Annotated in this window: 17 protein-coding genes; 14 read left to right on the forward strand and 3 right to left on the reverse strand. The window is 65.0% G+C overall.

The window, feature by feature from the left end; translation table 11 throughout:
- Positions 1 to 22: 22 nt before the first annotated feature.
- The 8 genes from B4920_RS00780 to motD all read left to right on the forward strand — a co-directional run bounded on the left by B4920_RS00780 (position 23) and on the right by motD (position 8,813).
- Positions 23 to 328, forward strand: a complete 306-nt coding sequence (locus tag B4920_RS00780; protein ID WP_079432695.1) for a DUF3135 domain-containing protein — start codon at positions 23 to 25, stop codon at positions 326 to 328.
- A 102-nt stretch (positions 329 to 430) separates the two neighbouring features.
- Positions 431 to 1,582: a flagellar biosynthesis protein FlhB gene (flhB, locus tag B4920_RS00785; protein ID WP_079432696.1), complete on the forward strand. Its 1,152-nt coding sequence runs from the start codon at positions 431 to 433 to the stop codon at positions 1,580 to 1,582.
- A gap of 90 nt (positions 1,583 to 1,672) precedes the next feature.
- Positions 1,673 to 3,760 (forward strand): flagellar biosynthesis protein FlhA, encoded by a 2,088-nt coding sequence (gene flhA, locus B4920_RS00790; RefSeq protein ID WP_079433104.1) that lies wholly within the window; start codon positions 1,673 to 1,675, stop codon positions 3,758 to 3,760.
- 156 nt (positions 3,761 to 3,916) lie between these two features.
- Positions 3,917 to 5,479: a flagellar biosynthesis protein FlhF gene (gene flhF, locus B4920_RS00795; RefSeq protein WP_079432697.1), complete on the forward strand. Its 1,563-nt coding sequence runs from the start codon at positions 3,917 to 3,919 to the stop codon at positions 5,477 to 5,479.
- 1 nt (position 5,480) lies between these two features.
- The gene (locus tag B4920_RS00800) at positions 5,481 to 6,266 is read left to right on the forward strand and encodes a hypothetical protein (protein ID WP_079432698.1); all 786 of its coding nucleotides are present in this window, start codon (positions 5,481 to 5,483) and stop codon (positions 6,264 to 6,266) included.
- Between the two features lie 114 nt (positions 6,267 to 6,380).
- On the forward strand, positions 6,381 to 7,154 hold the full coding sequence (locus B4920_RS00805; RefSeq protein ID WP_079432699.1) for an RNA polymerase sigma factor FliA: 774 nt from the start codon (positions 6,381 to 6,383) through the stop codon (positions 7,152 to 7,154).
- A gap of 20 nt (positions 7,155 to 7,174) precedes the next feature.
- Positions 7,175 to 7,915 (forward strand): flagellar motor protein, encoded by a 741-nt coding sequence (locus tag B4920_RS00810; RefSeq protein WP_079432700.1) that lies wholly within the window; start codon positions 7,175 to 7,177, stop codon positions 7,913 to 7,915.
- A 4-nt stretch (positions 7,916 to 7,919) separates the two neighbouring features.
- Complete coding sequence (gene motD / locus B4920_RS00815; RefSeq protein WP_079432701.1) at positions 7,920 to 8,813, forward strand: flagellar motor protein MotD; 894 nt, start codon at positions 7,920 to 7,922, stop codon at positions 8,811 to 8,813.
- Positions 8,814 to 8,837: 24 nt separating this feature from the next.
- On the opposite strand, the gene B4920_RS00820 is transcribed toward motD, so the two are convergent.
- From B4920_RS00820 to flgA, 3 genes are all read right to left on the reverse strand, one after another.
- Complete coding sequence (locus B4920_RS00820; protein WP_079432702.1) at positions 8,838 to 9,317, reverse strand: flagella synthesis protein FlgN; 480 nt, start codon at positions 9,315 to 9,317, stop codon at positions 8,838 to 8,840.
- A gap of 6 nt (positions 9,318 to 9,323) precedes the next feature.
- Positions 9,324 to 9,638: a flagellar biosynthesis anti-sigma factor FlgM gene (flgM, locus tag B4920_RS00825; RefSeq protein ID WP_079432703.1), complete on the reverse strand. Its 315-nt coding sequence runs from the start codon at positions 9,636 to 9,638 to the stop codon at positions 9,324 to 9,326.
- Positions 9,639 to 9,725: 87 nt separating this feature from the next.
- Entirely contained in the window at positions 9,726 to 10,430 is a 705-nt protein-coding gene (gene flgA / locus B4920_RS00830) for a flagellar basal body P-ring formation chaperone FlgA (RefSeq protein WP_079432704.1), read from the reverse strand.
- 325 nt (positions 10,431 to 10,755) lie between these two features.
- Here flgA and flgB point away from each other — a divergent pair, with 325 nt between their 5' ends.
- The 6 genes from flgB (at position 10,756) to flgG (ending at position 15,652) form a co-directional block, all read left to right on the forward strand.
- On the forward strand, positions 10,756 to 11,160 hold the full coding sequence (flgB, locus tag B4920_RS00835; protein ID WP_079432705.1) for a flagellar basal body rod protein FlgB: 405 nt from the start codon (positions 10,756 to 10,758) through the stop codon (positions 11,158 to 11,160).
- A 10-nt stretch (positions 11,161 to 11,170) separates the two neighbouring features.
- The gene (gene flgC / locus B4920_RS00840; protein WP_079432706.1) at positions 11,171 to 11,575 is read left to right on the forward strand and encodes a flagellar basal body rod protein FlgC; all 405 of its coding nucleotides are present in this window, start codon (positions 11,171 to 11,173) and stop codon (positions 11,573 to 11,575) included.
- 18 nt (positions 11,576 to 11,593) lie between these two features.
- Positions 11,594 to 12,277: a flagellar hook assembly protein FlgD gene (locus tag B4920_RS00845; protein WP_079432707.1), complete on the forward strand. Its 684-nt coding sequence runs from the start codon at positions 11,594 to 11,596 to the stop codon at positions 12,275 to 12,277.
- A gap of 12 nt (positions 12,278 to 12,289) precedes the next feature.
- Positions 12,290 to 13,966: a flagellar hook protein FlgE gene (locus B4920_RS00850; RefSeq protein WP_079432708.1), complete on the forward strand. Its 1,677-nt coding sequence runs from the start codon at positions 12,290 to 12,292 to the stop codon at positions 13,964 to 13,966.
- A 20-nt stretch (positions 13,967 to 13,986) separates the two neighbouring features.
- Complete coding sequence (gene flgF, locus B4920_RS00855; protein WP_079432709.1) at positions 13,987 to 14,727, forward strand: flagellar basal-body rod protein FlgF; 741 nt, start codon at positions 13,987 to 13,989, stop codon at positions 14,725 to 14,727.
- 139 nt (positions 14,728 to 14,866) lie between these two features.
- Positions 14,867 to 15,652 carry a flagellar basal-body rod protein FlgG gene (gene flgG, locus B4920_RS00860; RefSeq protein ID WP_079432710.1) on the forward strand — a complete coding sequence of 262 codons (786 nt, stop codon included), beginning with the start codon at positions 14,867 to 14,869 and terminating at the stop codon, positions 15,650 to 15,652.
- Positions 15,653 to 15,673 lie beyond the last annotated feature (21 nt).

Here is a 15,673-nt window from a genome sequence, read left to right on the forward strand (position 1 = left end):
ATGTCCGGCAGGGGGAGGGTGTGTGGGTGGCTTCGATTTCGACTACTGGAAACACCTCGCAGAGCATGATCCCGTCGCGTTTTTCCAGGCCAGGGATTTGGCTCTGCGCCAGTGCATTGCGATGCATCCCGGCCATGAGGGGCCGCTCGCCGCGCTGCAGTCCAGGATAGATACGACCCGCGTGATGGCGGGCAGTCCGGTGCAGGCCTGTCGGGACATCCTCGACATGATGGAAGAGCACCTGATACTGCTCAGTCTGAAGCTTGCCGAACTCCAGCGGGAGACGGACAGCCTCCGTGGTCTGCTGCGGGGAGGCTCCCAGTCCTGACGTCGGAGCCGGAATAGCTGCGACAAATTCCTGTTGTTTTCCGCGCAGTCCGGCTTGGTCTGCGCGTATCCTGAACGCCCCTAAACGACTTCCGGATCGTCCGTGGCTGAAGACAGCGACGCCGAAAAAACAGAAGAGGCCTCAGGCCGACGGCTAGAACAGGCTCGTGAAGAAGGGCAGGTTCCCCATTCACGGGAGCTGTCCACCTTCATCCTGCTGATCGTCGGCGTGGTGGGTCTGTACGTGCTCGGACGCTGGGGGGGGCATCGCATGATGGGGCTGATGAAAGCTGGCCTGTCCTTTGAGCGCAAGGCGGCGTTCGAGCCCGGTGGCATGGGACAGGTACTGTCCGATCTGTCCACGGACGGGCTGCTGACCATCGCGCCACTGCTGGCTGCATTGCTGGCGGCCACGCTGATCACGCCCTTCGTGATGGGGGGCTGGGTGTTCTCCACCAAAGTCTTCACGCCTGATCTGAACCGTCTGAATCCGCTGCCCGGGCTGGGGCGGATGTTCTCGACGCATGGCCTGGCCGAGTTGGTCAAGGCCAGTCTCAAGGCTGTGCTGGTGGCCAGTGTCGGCGTGTGGGTCGTATGGCGTGAGCGGGACCACCTGTTCGGCCTGATGATGCAGCCGATCGAATCCAGCATGGACGACTTCGCCAGCCTGGTGCTGTTCTCGACCTTGCTGATCGTCGCCAGCCTGGCACTGATCGCCGCGCTGGACGTGCCTTACCAGCTGTGGGAATACCATCGCAAGTTGCGCATGACGAAGGAAGAGCTGCGCCAGGAAATGAAGGAGCAGGAGGGCGACCCGCAGATCAAGGCGCGTATTCGCGCCGCCCAGCGGGAGATGTCCCGCCGCCGCATGATGGCCAATGTCCCTACCGCCAACGTAGTGGTGACCAACCCGACCCACTACGCGGTCGCCCTGCGCTATGACCCCGAGGCGGCTGGCGCGCCGGTGGTGATCGCCAAGGGCATGAATCTGATTGCTCACAATATCCGCGAAGTGGCCCAGCAGAACGGAATCCCCGTTCTCGAAGCGCCACCGCTGGCACGCGCGTTGTACGCCCATTGCGAGCTCGATCACCAGATCCCGGCAACGCTGTATACGGTGGTGGCGGAGGTCATGGCCTACGTGTATCAGCTCAACCACTGGATTGCCGAAGGCGGCTTGCCACCGGAGGCGCCGGCCCAGCTGGCGGTTCCGGCCGGCATGGACCCGGCAGAGGGGCTGCCGGCGGCACCCTGAGCCAGCCCGCCCGGCACGCTCCGAATTGGACGGTAAATCCCTGTTTCTTCCAGCTTTTCATCGGGCTTGAGGAGGAGGACCATGGCGCCCATGAATGGTAGCCTGAACCTGCGAACGCTCTTCGCGCCCAGCAATATCCGCGCCCTGGCCGGCCCGCTGCTCATCATCCTGATTCTGGCGATGATGGTGCTGCCCTTGCCGGCCTTTGTGCTGGACCTGATGTTCACCTTCAACATCGCGGTGTCGGTGATCGTCATGCTGGTGGCGATGTACGCCCTCAGGCCGCTGGAGTTCTCGGTCTTCCCGACGGTGCTGCTGGTGACGACCCTCCTGCGTCTGTCCCTCAACGTGGCGTCCACGCGGGTGGTCCTGCTGGACGGGCACAAGGGGCCGGACGCGGCCGGCAAGGTGATCGAGGCTTTCGGGCACTTCCTGGTCGGCGGCAACACCGCCGTCGGCCTGGTGGTGTTCATCATCCTGACGGTGATCAACTTCGTGGTGATCACCAAGGGTGCCGGGCGGATCGCGGAAGTGGGCGCACGCTTCACCCTCGATGCCATGCCGGGCAAGCAGATGGCCATCGACGCAGATCTCAACGCCGGTCTCATCGACGAGAAGGAGGCCAAGCGTCGCCGTTCCGAAACGGCCCAGGAAGCCGACTTCTACGGCGCCATGGACGGTGCGTCGAAGTTCGTGCGCGGCGACGCGGTGGCCGGCATCCTGATCATGGCCATCAACGTGGTCGGCGGCCTGATCGTCGGAGTGCTCCAGCACAACATGGAGCTGGCCCAGGCGGCCAACAATTACACCCTGCTGACCATCGGCGACGGCCTGGTGGCCCAGTTGCCGGCGCTGATCATCTCGGTGGCGGCGGGTCTGGTGGTGTCCCGGGTCGGCGACGAGGGGGATATGGGCTCCCAGTTGATCGGCCAGGTGTTCACCAACCCACAGGTGCTGATCCTGACGGCGGCGATCCTGGGCATCCTCGGGCTGATCCCTGGCATGCCCAACCTGGTCTTCCTGCTGCTTGCCGGCGGACTCGGCTTTCTGGCCTGGAAGGGCGGAGCGCGCCAGGCCGAGGTCGTGGAGGAGGTGGCGCCGGCGGCTGAACCGCTCGCGCCGATCGAGAGCCAGGAGGCGAGCTGGGCGGATGTGACGCCGGTGGATGTGCTCGGCCTTGAAGTGGGTTACCGGTTGATTCCGATGGTGGACAAGGGCCAGGACGGCGAACTGCTCAAGCGTATCCGCGGGCTTCGCAAGAAATTCGCCCGCGACATCGGCTTCCTGGCGGCCCCGGTGCATATCCGCGACAACCTGGAGCTCAAGCCCAACGAGTACCGGATCGTGCTGAAGGGGGTCGAAGTCGGTACCGGTGCGGCCTTCCCCGGGCAGTTCATGGCGATCAACCCGGGGCGGGTGGCTGGCCCCCTCAATGGCCGCGAGACCACCGATCCGGCTTTCGGTCTGCCCGCCGTGTGGATCGATGCGAGCCAGCGGGAGCAGGCTCATGCCCTCGGCTATACGGTGGTGGACGCCAGCACCGTGGTGGCCACCCATTTGAATCACGTGATCCTCAGCCATGCCTCCGAGCTGCTCGGTCGTCTCGAAACCCAGGCGCTGCTCGATCACATCGCACAGGAGACGCCGAAGCTGGTCGAGGATCTGGTGCCCAAGCTGCTGCCGCTGGCGACGGTGCAGCGGGTGTTGCAGAACCTCCTCGACGAAGGCGTCAATATCCGCGACATGCGCAGCATCATCGAGGTGCTGGCGGAGTTCGCGCCGCGCCTCCAGGATCCGCTGGAGCTCACGACCCGCGTCCGCCAGTCCCTGGGGCGGGCCATCGTGCAGGGGCTCTTCCCGGGTAATGGGGAGGTGCAGGTCATGGCCCTCGATCCGGGCCTGGAGCGTGTGCTGATGCAGGCCATGGCGGGGGGCGGGCCGGAAGGGGGCGCCATCGAGCCTGGCCTGGCGGACACCCTGCTGCGCGAAACGGCGGCGGCGGCCCAGCGCATGGAGGACATCGGTCTGCCGCCGGTGCTGCTGGTGCCGGCGCCGCTGCGCTGGCTGCTGTCGCGCTTCCTGCGGCGGGCGGTGCCGAGCCTCAAGGTGGTTGCCAATTCCGAGGTGCCCGAGACCCGCCTGATCCGCGTGTCGGCGATGATTGCCGTCACGTCCTGAGGATTCCCTGACGACGGCGCGGGAATAGCGCCCTAAAACCTGTCTTTTCCGCGCCATTGAAATGCACCAGGCCGGAGATAATCAAGGCTACCGAAGTGCCCGCTGGCGTTTGCATGCGCCCAGCCCCTGAAGGCCTTCGTTCCCGGAGACAGGAGCATGAACGTCAAGCGCTACTTTGCCAAAACCGCTCGCGAGGCCCTTCGCATGCTGAAGGATGATCTTGGGCCGGATGCGGTGGTGCTTTCCAATCGCGCCGCCAATGGTGGCGTCGAGATCCTTGCATTGCCGGCCGGCGACGTGGCCAGCATGCAGTCGGCCCAGCGTGCCCGCAGTCAGGCGCAGTCCGCGCCTGCAGCAGCGCCGGCTGCCGCGCCGAAGGCTCCGGAGGATTTTTTCGACGACGACTTCCGGGTCAGCCTGTCGCGGGCTGCCGGCAATCGTCAGCAGACGGCCGCCGCCGCGCCGATACCGTCGGCTCCCCGCCCTGCGCAGCAGCGTCCGGCTCCGGCCGTGCAGAGTCCGGCTCCGGCTGTACAGAGCTTCACTCCGCCGCGGGTCGAGTTGAGCCGGGATGTATTCCATGCCGCGTCGGCCCAGGTCCGGCGTCCGCCAGTGGATCCGGTGATGACGCCGCCGTCGGCGCCGCGCTCGCCGCTGCGCAGCGAACCGCTTCCGTCGCGGGAGGCTGCGCCGGCTCGCGATGGCGCTGCGCGCCAGCGGCCTGCCGGCATCGAGGAGGAAGCGCGTATCCGTGCCCTCGAGAACGCCAATTCCCAGATGGCCAATGAACTGGCTGCCATCCGCGGCATGCTGGAGCGGCAGCTCGCCGGTTTCGCCTGGGGCGAGATGGCCCGTACTGCACCGGGGCGTACGCGGCTGATCGGCGATCTTCTGGAGGCGGGCTTCTCTGCCGTACTGGCTCGCGAACTGGCCGAGGAAGTGCCCGAGGATGAAGCGCCGGAAGAGGCTCATCGCCTGCTGCAGGGGGCGCTCGAGCAGCGCTTCCGCTCCATGGCCAGCGACGTGGACATCATCGACCGGGGGGGGGTGTATGCCCTGGTCGGGCCCACCGGCGTCGGCAAGACCACTACCACGGCCAAGCTCGCCGCCCGCTGCGTCGTGCGCCACGGTGCCGACAAGCTGGCCCTGATCACCACCGACGGCTACCGGATCGGCGCCCACGAACAGCTGCGCATCTACGGCCGCATCCTCGGCGTGCCGGTCTTCGTCGTACGTGACGCCACCGATCTGCGCGAGACCCTGGCCGGTCTGCGCGACAAGCACATGGTGCTGATCGACACGATGGGCATGAGCCAGCGAGACAAGATGGTGGCCGAGCAGGCCGCCATGCTGACCGGCGCGGGCAAGGTGTCGCGCCTGCTGCTGCTCAATGCCACCTCCCGCGGCGACACCCTCGACGACGTGGTCAATGCCTATGCCGGAGACGATCTGGCAGGGGTGATCCTCACCAAGATGGACGAGGCCATGTCCCTCGCGCCGGTCCTCGACGTGGCGATCCGCCGCCAGGTGGAAGTCTTTTACGTGGCCAACGGTCAGCGGGTGCCGGAGGACCTTCACCTGCCGAACCGGGACAAGCTCCTCGGGCAGGCCCTGCGCGAGTTGCCGGCGGCCTCACCGTTCCGCCTCGACCCCCTGGAGGCCGGCCTGCTGCTGGCGTCGGGAGGCAAGGCGAGCGCCAGTCTGAGGGGAGGCCTCTAAGATGCTGCACGCTTCCGATCAGGCTGCCGGCCTGCGTCGCCTGTTCCGCCGTACCCCGTCTGCGGTGGTTGCGCTGTTCACGTCGGGCCGCTCGCCCCGCGATCTGGCCGTGCAGACCTTGCTGGCCCTGACCGATGGTGCGCGACGCGTGGTGGCGATCGATGAACATGCGCCCGAGCGCGGCTCCCTGCTGGCTGCTTTCGGATTTCCGGAAGGGGGAGATCTGCTCGGTGCCCTGCAGGGACAGCACGAAGTCTCCGAAACGATGCGCGAGGTGGCCGATGGCCTGTGGGTCGTGCCGGCCGCGGCGACAGTGCAGGCCGTGCCCCTTCTGGGCGCCGGCCATCATGCGCGCCTTGAGGCTGGCATCGCCGAGCTGCAGCGTCGGGCCGATCTGCTGGCCATCCATACGGTTGGCGATGCCCGCCGCCTGACGCCTTTTGCCCGTGCCGCGGGGCGTCGGCTGCTGGTGGTGGAGGCGAGTGGTGTCGGTGCGCGTGGGGCCTGCCAATGGATCAAGGGGCTGGCCGCCGCCGGCGCGGGGTCGCTGGAGATCGCCGTCAGCGGCGCCCGCGACCGGGCCGATGCGACGGCCCTGTTTGCCAGCCTTCAGGATTTCAGCTCCCGCCACGTAGGCCTGCCGCTGGTGTGGCGCGGTGAGGTGGAGCGCGATCCGCTGGCCGAGGCGATGACGACGCCGTTGGGTGCGCGCCACCCGGCCGAAGGGGCCAGTGCCTTCATCCGGCGTCTGCGGGCCTGGTCGAGCCAGGCCGGCATGGCTGGCTGAATCAACCTGTTTGTGGATTGTGTCGCACGGGGCGTAGAGAAGCGTAGCGTTGCCGGTGGGGGTCTCGTAACATGCGGACGGCCCCGGGAACCCAGATCAGAAAGCTGATGACAGATGTACACCGCCTCCGGCACCCTCGATAAAGAACAGCTCGTTGTCCAGTATGCTCCGCTGGTGAAGCGCATTGCCTATCACCTGATGGCCAAGCTGCCGGCCAGCGTCCAGGTCGAGGACATCATCCAGAACGGCATGCTGGGCCTGCTCGACGCGATCAACCGCTACGAGGAAGGCCTGGGCGCGCAGTTCGAAACCTATGCGGTGCAGCGCGTCCGCGGTGCGATGCTCGACGGCCTGCGTGAGAACGACTGGCTGCCGCGCAGCCTGCGGCGCGACATGCGACGCATCGAGGCGGCCGTGCACCTGCTCGAGCAGCAGAACGGCCGCCCACCCACCGAAAAGGAACTGGCCGACTCCCTCGGGCTGCCCCTCGCCGAATACCAGCACATGCTGCAGGAAGCCCGCGGCTACCAGCTGGTGTATTTCGAAGACTTCACCAGCGACGGGGAAGACGACTACCTGGAACGCCACATCACACTGGAGGGGAACGACCCCCTGACCCTGCTGCTCGAGGGCAACATGCGGGACGTGCTGGTGAAGGCCATCGACGACCTGCCGGAGCGGGAGCAGACCGTGATGGGGCTCTACTACGAACAGGACATGAACCTGCGCGAGATCGGCGAAGTCCTTGGCGTGTCGGAGTCGCGGGTGTGCCAGTTGCACAGCCAGGCCATCGCCCGGTTGCGGGCCCGCATCTCGGGGGCTGCGCAGGGCATGGCGAAGGCCAAGGGTGAGGGCCGTGGCCGCGGTCGGCGCCCGGCAGTATCCTGAACCACGGCCAGAGGGTACGCATGGACAGCATCAGTCTTATCGGGATCACCCTGGCCCTGGCGGCGATTCTCATCGGCCAGGTGCTGGAAGGTGGGCATGTCGGCTCCTTGATCCAGCCCACGGCCTTCATGATCGTCATCGGCGGGACCCTCGGCGCGGTCATGCTGCAGAGCTCGCTGAGAGTTTTCCGGACAGGGGTCCGGATGATTCGTTGGGTCTTCGTGCCACCGGCGCTCAACCACGCCGAACTGATCGCCCAGATCGTCGAGTGGAGTCATGTGGCGCGCAAGGAAGGCTTGCTGTCCCTGGAGGCGCAGATTCCGGCGTTGGAGGATCCGTTCATCCAGAAGGGCCTGCAGCTGCTGGTCGATGGCGTCGAGCCCGAGCGCCTGAGGGAGGTGCTGGAGGTGGAGATCGACACCTGGGAAAGCCAGATGAAGCAGGGGGCCAAGGTCTGGGAAGCGGCCGGCGGCTACGCCCCGACCATCGGCATTCTGGGCGCCGTGATGGGGCTGATCCACGTGATGGAGAATCTGTCCGATCCGTCCCGCCTCGGTTCGGGGATTGCCGTCGCCTTCGTGGCGACGATCTATGGGGTGGGCTCGGCCAACCTGATCTTCCTGCCGGTCTCGAAAAAGCTGCTGGGTGTCATCGGCACGCTGACGTCCATGCGTGAGATGCTGCTCGACGGTCTGGTCGGGATCGCCAATGGCGACAATCCGCGCATCATCGAAAGCCGTCTCAACGGTTACGTGGGGTAAATCCATGGCGCGGCGGGGGAAGGGCGAGGACGAGCACGAGAACCATGAGCGCTGGCTGGTTTCCTATGCCGACTTCATCACGCTGCTGTTCGCCTTCTTCGTGGTGATGTATTCCCTGTCGTCTCTCAACGAGGGAAAGTACCGGATCATGTCCGATTCGGTGGTGAATGCCTTTCGCAACATTGCCAACAGCGACAACCCACGGATTGTGTCGAACCCGATCCAGCCGATCCGTCCGGGCACCACGCCGCAACCCAACGCCGCCAGCGAGACCGACGACGCGCGCCGCTCGAAGGCCGAGCGCGTGCGCAACATGGCGGAGGAAATCCGCAAGGTGCTGGCGCCGTTGGTTGCCGATGGTCAGGTGCGGGTGACCGAAGGGGCGTTCGGGATCGCCGTCGAGATCAACGCCAGCGTGCTGTTTGCACCGGGTGATGCGCAGCTTGGGATTGAGGCGGTACGGGCCCTGCGCGCGGTGGCCCAAGTCGTGGCCGGGGCTGAGTTTCCGATCACCGTAGAGGGGCATACCGACGTGACGCCAATTGCAACGGCGATGTTTCCGTCGAACTGGGAGCTGTCCGCCGTGCGGGCTTCGAGTGTCGTGCGGCTGTTTGTCGAGAATGGCGTACGGCCGGCCCGCCTGACGGCGGCGGGCTACGGTGACCAGCGGCCGGTTGCCGACAATACGAGTCCTGACGGGCGCGCGCGCAATCGCCGCGTCACCATCCTGATCGAGTCGAGAGTGGCCGAGCCGGAGCCCAACAAGCCCGTCAGGGCGTCGGGCGTGGCCGATTCCATCCTGCCTCCGACTGCGCTTCCGCCGCAGTCGTCCAGTACCACGACGCCGGCGACAGCTGCTGGCCCGTCCGCTGCCATTCCTGCTCAGAACAAGCCTTGACCTCCGCCCTCAGGGCGTGAGTGTTCAGGCTGAGCCCAGGTGGCGACTGCCCGCGGTGGGCCGGGACTGACCGTCCTGGCCGTAGATCTGCGGATGTTCGGCAGCGGCCAGCAGGGTGCTCAGGGCCTGCTGGTTGTTCTGCAGGCGCTCGAGAATCAGTTGCCCATTGAGGCGATTACGTTCCTTGGCTTCGCCTGCCAGCGTAACCACTTCTTCCCAGCTGGTAAGGGCCGCCGGCAGGCTGCCGAGGGCCAGCCGGATGTTCTCATTGGTGACCCGGGCTCCGACCCGCGAAAACATGACCGTCCGGTCGTCCGACAGGCGCTGCAGGGTGCGGTACAGGCGGGTCTTCTCTTCGGCCAGGGAGGTCAGTGCGTCGATCTTGCCGGCGATGAGCAAGGCTTCTTCCTGCTGCAGCAGCGCGATGAACTGCTGCAGGCCGGTACGCTCTTCACCGATCAGCACGGCGAGGCGATGGATGAAGTTCTGATCGACGGTTGCCATTTTCGATCAGGCCCGGCCCGTTTGGGTAGCCAGCATCTGGCGCACGCTTTCGATCAGGCCGTCGGCCACCTTGCCGGTGTCTACCTTGAAACGTCCCTGGCTCATGGCCTGCTTGATTTCGTCGACCTTGGCGCTGTCCACGACGGGGGTGCCGGCAACGGTTTCTTCCATCTGCTGCAGACGTGAGGACAGGGAGGAAATCTCGACCTTGTCGGTATCGCTGCCAGATGGCGGTGTTCTGGTTGTGTCTTTGGTGGCGCGGGTCCGTCCATCGCTGGACGGCAGGCCGCCGGTCGATTTGACTGAGTTTTCGATCTTCACGGTCTTGCCCTTTCTTCCAGAAGTCGTTCGGGTCAACGACTCGCGGGGCCAAAACTTTAACCCGTTCGGGTGCTCGGGGGGAACACCTCAGGGCGTGATGATCTCGATGAATCCTCCGTTGCGGGCCACGCCGCGTACTACTTGTCCGGTGCTCAGCCGGACTTGCGCGCCCTGACCATCGCTGGCGGTGCTGAGGGCGGTCCCGTCGTTGGCGACCTGGAAACCCGGGCCGCGGGAGATGACTTTCACCGGCTGCCCCTGGACCACAGCCGGAGGGAGGCGCAGCTGGCTGGCCGCCAGAGGCTTGCCCGCTGGGAGGGAGATGCGGGCGGCGTAGCCGACGGCCTGGGAGGGGTCGGTCAGTACGTCGGCGGCCTGGGTGCTCAGTTCGCCGGTTTCGCGACGCAGGTCGTCGGGGCCGACCACCTGTCCGGCGAGCAGGGGCGCCGCGGTCACCAGGTAGATGCCTCTGACCCGGACCTCGGCCGGTACATAGGCGGACCAGGTACTTGGCGCCAGGCAGCGCACACCCACCGTCAGGCGGCCCCACTGCCGGCTGCCGGGCGGAAGGAAGGCCTCCAGCTGCAGGCAGGGCGGCAGCACGTTGTCAGCGGCGAAGTCGCCCACCTGGATGCTGACTTCGCCCGGCAGGCTGCGGCTCTGGATGTTCAGGAAGCGTGAGACCTCGGCGCGTACCGGGGCAGGATCCTGGCGGGCGAAGGCTGGATGAAGCGGGGCTACCAGGCCCAGCAGGGCCAGGATGGACAGCAGGCGGAGAAGAGCGGACTTCATGGGGCGGAAGGGTGCGGATGCGTGTCCCTATTCGACCACGTCCGGCGCCGAAGTGCGAAAAAATCAGATGTCTGTGCTCCGTACGTCGCGCAGGAGAGACGGCACTTGCCGGTTCGGGCGGCAAAGTTTGCCGTTGCCGCCGGGGCTGCTGCGCACGCGAGTCAAATTGATGCCGGATTTGCCGCCTGTTTGGGCCATCGGATGGGCCCGCCGCGGCGTAGAGTGCTTGGCACGGAAGGTGCAATGAAATGCACGACTACCACGGTGCCTTGATGAACGAACTCTGTATCGGCATCGATGGAAACAAACTTTAGAGGTGAATCGAATGGCTGATCGACTGGACAACACATTGCGCTTCCATCAAACGGCGCTGAATGTGCGGGCTTATCGCCAACAAGTGATCGCCTCCAACATTGCCAATGCCGATACGCCCAACTACAAGGCCCGCGACGTCGATTTCCGGGAGGCGTTGAATGGCGCGCTGGGCGGAAAGACCACCGGTCTGCCGCTGGCCACGACCTCCACCCGTCACCTGGCTGGCAGTGGCGAGAACGTGCTGGATGCCAGTCTAAAGTACCGGACGGAAGAGCAGGGTGCCATCGACGGCAATACGGTGAGCATGGACGTGGAGCGCAGCGCCTTTGCCGAGAACTCGGTTCAGTACCAGGCCAGCGTAACTTTCATCAACGGTCTGCTGCGCTCCATGCAGCAAGCCATTCAGGGTCAGTAAGGAGCGCATCGTGAGCATGCTCAATGTCTTCCATGTGGCTGGCAGTGCGCTTAACGCCCAGTCCCTGCGCCTCAATACGACCGCCAGCAATCTGGCCAACGCGGACAGCATCACCTCCAGCAACGGCCAGCCTTACAAGGCCAAGCAGGTGGTCTTCGCGGCGACGCCGATGGCGGGGCCGGGCGCTCAGGGCGTGCGTGTGACCCAGGTCGTGGAAAGTGCCGCGCCGATGCGCATGACCTACGACCCGAAGAGTCCGGCCGCCAATGCCGAAGGTTACGTGGCCCTGCCGAATGTGAATGTGGTCGAGGAAATGACCAACATGATTTCGGCTTCCCGGGCTTATCAGACCAATGCCGAAGTCATGGGGACGGCCAAGTCCCTGATGGAAAAAACGCTGGCCATCGGTCAGTAAGCGTAACGGAGCACGATCATGAGTACCGTCAATTCCTCCACTTCGACAACCGCCGCGGATGCGCTGGCTGCGCTGCAGAAGTCCTCGACGAAATCCACCAGCAAGACCGACGATGCACAGACCCGTTTTCTGAAGCTGCTTACCGAGCAGTTGAAGAATCAGGACCCGCTCAATCCGACCGACAACGCGCAGATGACGTCGCAACTGGCGCAGATCAGCACCGTGAATGGCATCGACAAGCTGAATGCGACGCTGACATCCCTGCTTGACCAGTCCCAGTCCAGCGATGCCCTGCAGGCTGCGGCGCTGGTGGGCAAGGGCGTGATGGTGTCGGGCAATTCCCTGTCCCTGTCGAGCAGCAAGGCCTATGGCGGTTTCGAGGTTGCCAGTGCGGCGGACAAGGTGACGGTCACGATCAAGGATTCCAACGGCGTCGAGGTGCGCAAGATGGAACTGGGCGCCGTCGATGAGGCGGGCGTCTATAACTTTGCCTGGGACGGCAAGACCAACAACGGCACTGTCGCGGCCGACGGCAAATATACGATCAGTGTCAGTGCCACCCGTGGCGATACCGACGTGAAGCCGACGGCGCTGACGCTGACGACGGTGAATAGCGTGCTGCGCTCCAGCGCCGGCAGCGTGTCGCTGGATGTGGGTTCGGGCGGTACCGTGGGTCTGTCCGACATCAAGCAGATTCTGTAAGCGGAGAAGAAAATGGGATTCCAACAAGGTTTGAGCGGCCTGTCGATTGCGTCCAAGGCCCTTGATGCGATCAGCAACAACGTGTCCAACTCCGGGACCGTTGGCTACAAGCAAGCTGTCGCCCAGTTCTCCGACGTGTTTGCCGCCTCGCTGGCGAGTGGCGCGACCCAGGTGGGTATCGGCGCCCAGGTTGCCAAGGTGGCCCAGCAGTTCGGGCAGGGCAACATCACGACCAGCACCAATGGCCTGGATCTGGCGATCAACGGCCAGGGCTTCTTCCGCATGAGCAACGATGGCGCGATCACCTACAGTCGGAACGGTCAGTTCCAGACCGACAAGAACGGCTACATCGTGAATTCCCAGGGCTTGCGCTTGACCGGCAAGGTGGCGGACGCGAACGGTGTGCTGACCGGCGCGACCGGCGACCTCAAGCTCAATCTCAGCGACGCCAAGCCCCAGGCGACCAGCAGCGCCGGCTACAACGTGAACCTCGATTCCCGTTCCGCCACGCCGACTTCCCTCACCGCTGCGTCGGGCAAGAGCGCGGCGATTGCCTCGCTGACCGGCGCCACGCCGACTTTCACGCTGGCGGCGACCGACCAGCTGACGTTCCAGCTCGACGGCGAAACCGGCTCCACGGTGGTGACCATGCCGGCCGGGACATACACCGACGTGGGCTCGCTGGCTGCGGCGATCCAGACCGCGATCGACCAGAGTGCGCTCAAGGGGCGCATCAAGGTGTCGGGCGACAGCACCCCGGCCCTCACCTTCACGTCGGCCCGTACCGGCCGCCTGTCCGGTATCACCGTGACCGGCACGCCGGCTTCGTTGCTGCCCACGACGACCACGCAAGGCAGCAACGCCAACTTCAGCATCAACGATCCGTCGAGCTACACCAGTTCCACATCCCAGACGGTGTACGACTCCCTCGGCAACCCCCACACCCAGTCCCTGTACTTCGTGAAGACCGCCCAGGCCAATACCTGGGACGTGTACAGCAGCCTGGACGGGCTGCCGCCGCAGATCAATGCGGATGCCAAGGCGCTGGATCCGACCACCACTGAAAACCGCTGGATGTCGGTGACCTTCGATAGCAACGGCGTTTTCCAGAGCACGAGCCTGTACAAGCCGGCAACGCTGGCCGAACTGCCGCCGAATCCGGGGGCAACCTGGCAGACCGGTTACGTGCAGAGCCCGAGCTCCAAGATCCAGGTCGCCTACGACATCACCACTGGCGCCACCACCCAGCTGGCTTTTGATGTGGATCTGAACGGCACGACCCAGTTCGGTAACAGCTACGGGATCAACCAGCTGACCCAGGACGGCTTCACTACCGGCAAGCTGTCCGGCCTGAGCGTCAGTGCCGACGGTACGGTGCTGGGCAACTTCAGCAATGGCCAGTCGCGGGTCATGGGGCAGGTGTTCCTGGTCAGCTTCCAGAACCCCAACGGCCTCAAGTCTGTTGGCGGTAACCAGTGGGTGTCCACCAACGACTCCGGGCCGGAGCAGCCCAATGCACCGGGTACCGGCGTGCTGGGTGTGATCCAGTCCGGCGCCCTCGAAGATTCCAACGTGGACCTCACTGCAGAACTGGTCAACATGATCACCCAGCAGCGCGCCTATCAGGCCAACGCCCAGTCCATCAAGACCCAGGATCAGGTGCTGCAGACCCTCGTCAATCTGCGTTGATGAACATCCCGGGATAAGCCATGGACCGTCTGATCTACACCGCAATGACCGGCGCCTCTTCCACCATGGGGCAGGAGGCGTCCGTTTCCCACAATCTGGCGAATGCCACCAGTACCGGTTTCAAGGCCGAGCTGCACCGCCTGCGCGCGGTGCCGGTGCAGAACGCGCTGCTGCCGACCCGGGCCTTCGTCGTGGATGCCAGCGTGTCGGACGACCTTGCATCCGGCCCGTTGCAGAGCACTGGGCGTGGGCTGGACATGGCAGTCCAGGGCAAGGGCTGGTTCGCTGTGCAACTGCCGGACGGGACCGAAGCTTATACGCGCAACGGCAGCTTCGAGGTCAGCCCCAACGGCATCCTGCAGACCCGCAACGGTTTGCCGGTGCTCGGCAACGGTGGGCCGATCACCATTCCGCCGGATGTGGAGGTGCAGTTGGGTGCCGACGGTACGCTGTCCACCGTGCAGCGCTCGGGTTCGCGCAACAACACCAGCGCGGTGGACCAGCTCAAGCTCGTCAATCCGCCCGAGCAGGATCTGCAGCGCGGCGCCGACGGCCTGTTCCGCCTGGCAAATGGTGCCCAGGCACCGGCAGATCCTGCCGTCAAGGTTGCCTCCGGCTATCTGGAGGGCAGCAACGTGAATGTCGTCGAGCAGATGGTCTCGATGATTTCCCTGTCCCGCCAGTACGAAATGCAGACCAAACTGCTGAGTACCGCCCAGGAAATGGACCGTTCCTCCACCCAGCTCGTGGCCAAGTCCTGATTGGCGCTGGGCGAGCCGGAATAGACGGGGCTTTCCGCGTCTGCTCCGGGGCTGGAACACCTCTTGCTCCGTCTAGTATCGAATCCGCTGCACCGGTTGATCTTGCCGCCTGCACAAATCAGACACCCAGGAGCCCTCCATGCTCATCCGTTCGCTCTCCACCGCCGCTACCGGTCTCGAAGCCCAGCAGACCCAGCTCGACGTCATCGCCAATAACCTCGCCAACGTTTCCACCAATGGCTTCAAGCGTTCGCGGGCGGTCTTCGAGGACCTGCTGTACCAGAACCTGCGGCAACCCGGTGCCCAGTCCACCCAGCAGACGACGATCCCGTCCGGCCTGCAGATTGGCGTTGGCGTGCGACCGATCGCCACCGAGCGCAATCACACGCAGGGAACGCTGACGCTGACCGGCAACGCACTGGACGTGGCGATCAACGGTGAAGGCTTCTTCCAGATCCTGTTGCCTGACGGCACCACCGCCTACACGCGGGACGGTGCTTTCCAGAAGGATGCCAATGGACAGGTCGTGACTTCCAGCGGCTATCCGCTGCAGCCGGCTATCACGATCCCGGCGAATGCCTTGTCCCTGACCATCGGCAAGGACGGCGTGGTGTCGGTGACGCTGCCCAACCAGACCGCGCCGTCCCAGATCGGCAACATCCAGGTGGCCAGCTTCGTCAACCCGGGTGGTCTGCAGAGCATCGGCGAAAACCTGTTCCTCGAAACCGCGGCCAGCGGTACGCCCAATCCGAATACGCCGGGTACCAATGGTGTCGGTGTGCTCAACCAGACCTACGTGGAATCCTCCAACGTGAACGTCGCCGAGGAACTGGTGCTGATGATCCAGACCCAGCGGGCCTACGAGCTCAACTCAAAGGCCATCTCCACGTCCGATGCGATGCTCGGCAAGCTGACCTCCCTGTAAGTCCTGAGCCTCGGAGATCGA

Origin of the sequence: Zoogloea sp. LCSB751, assembly GCF_002028455.1 — a bacterium.
Lineage (GTDB): Bacteria > Pseudomonadota > Gammaproteobacteria > Burkholderiales > Rhodocyclaceae > Zoogloea.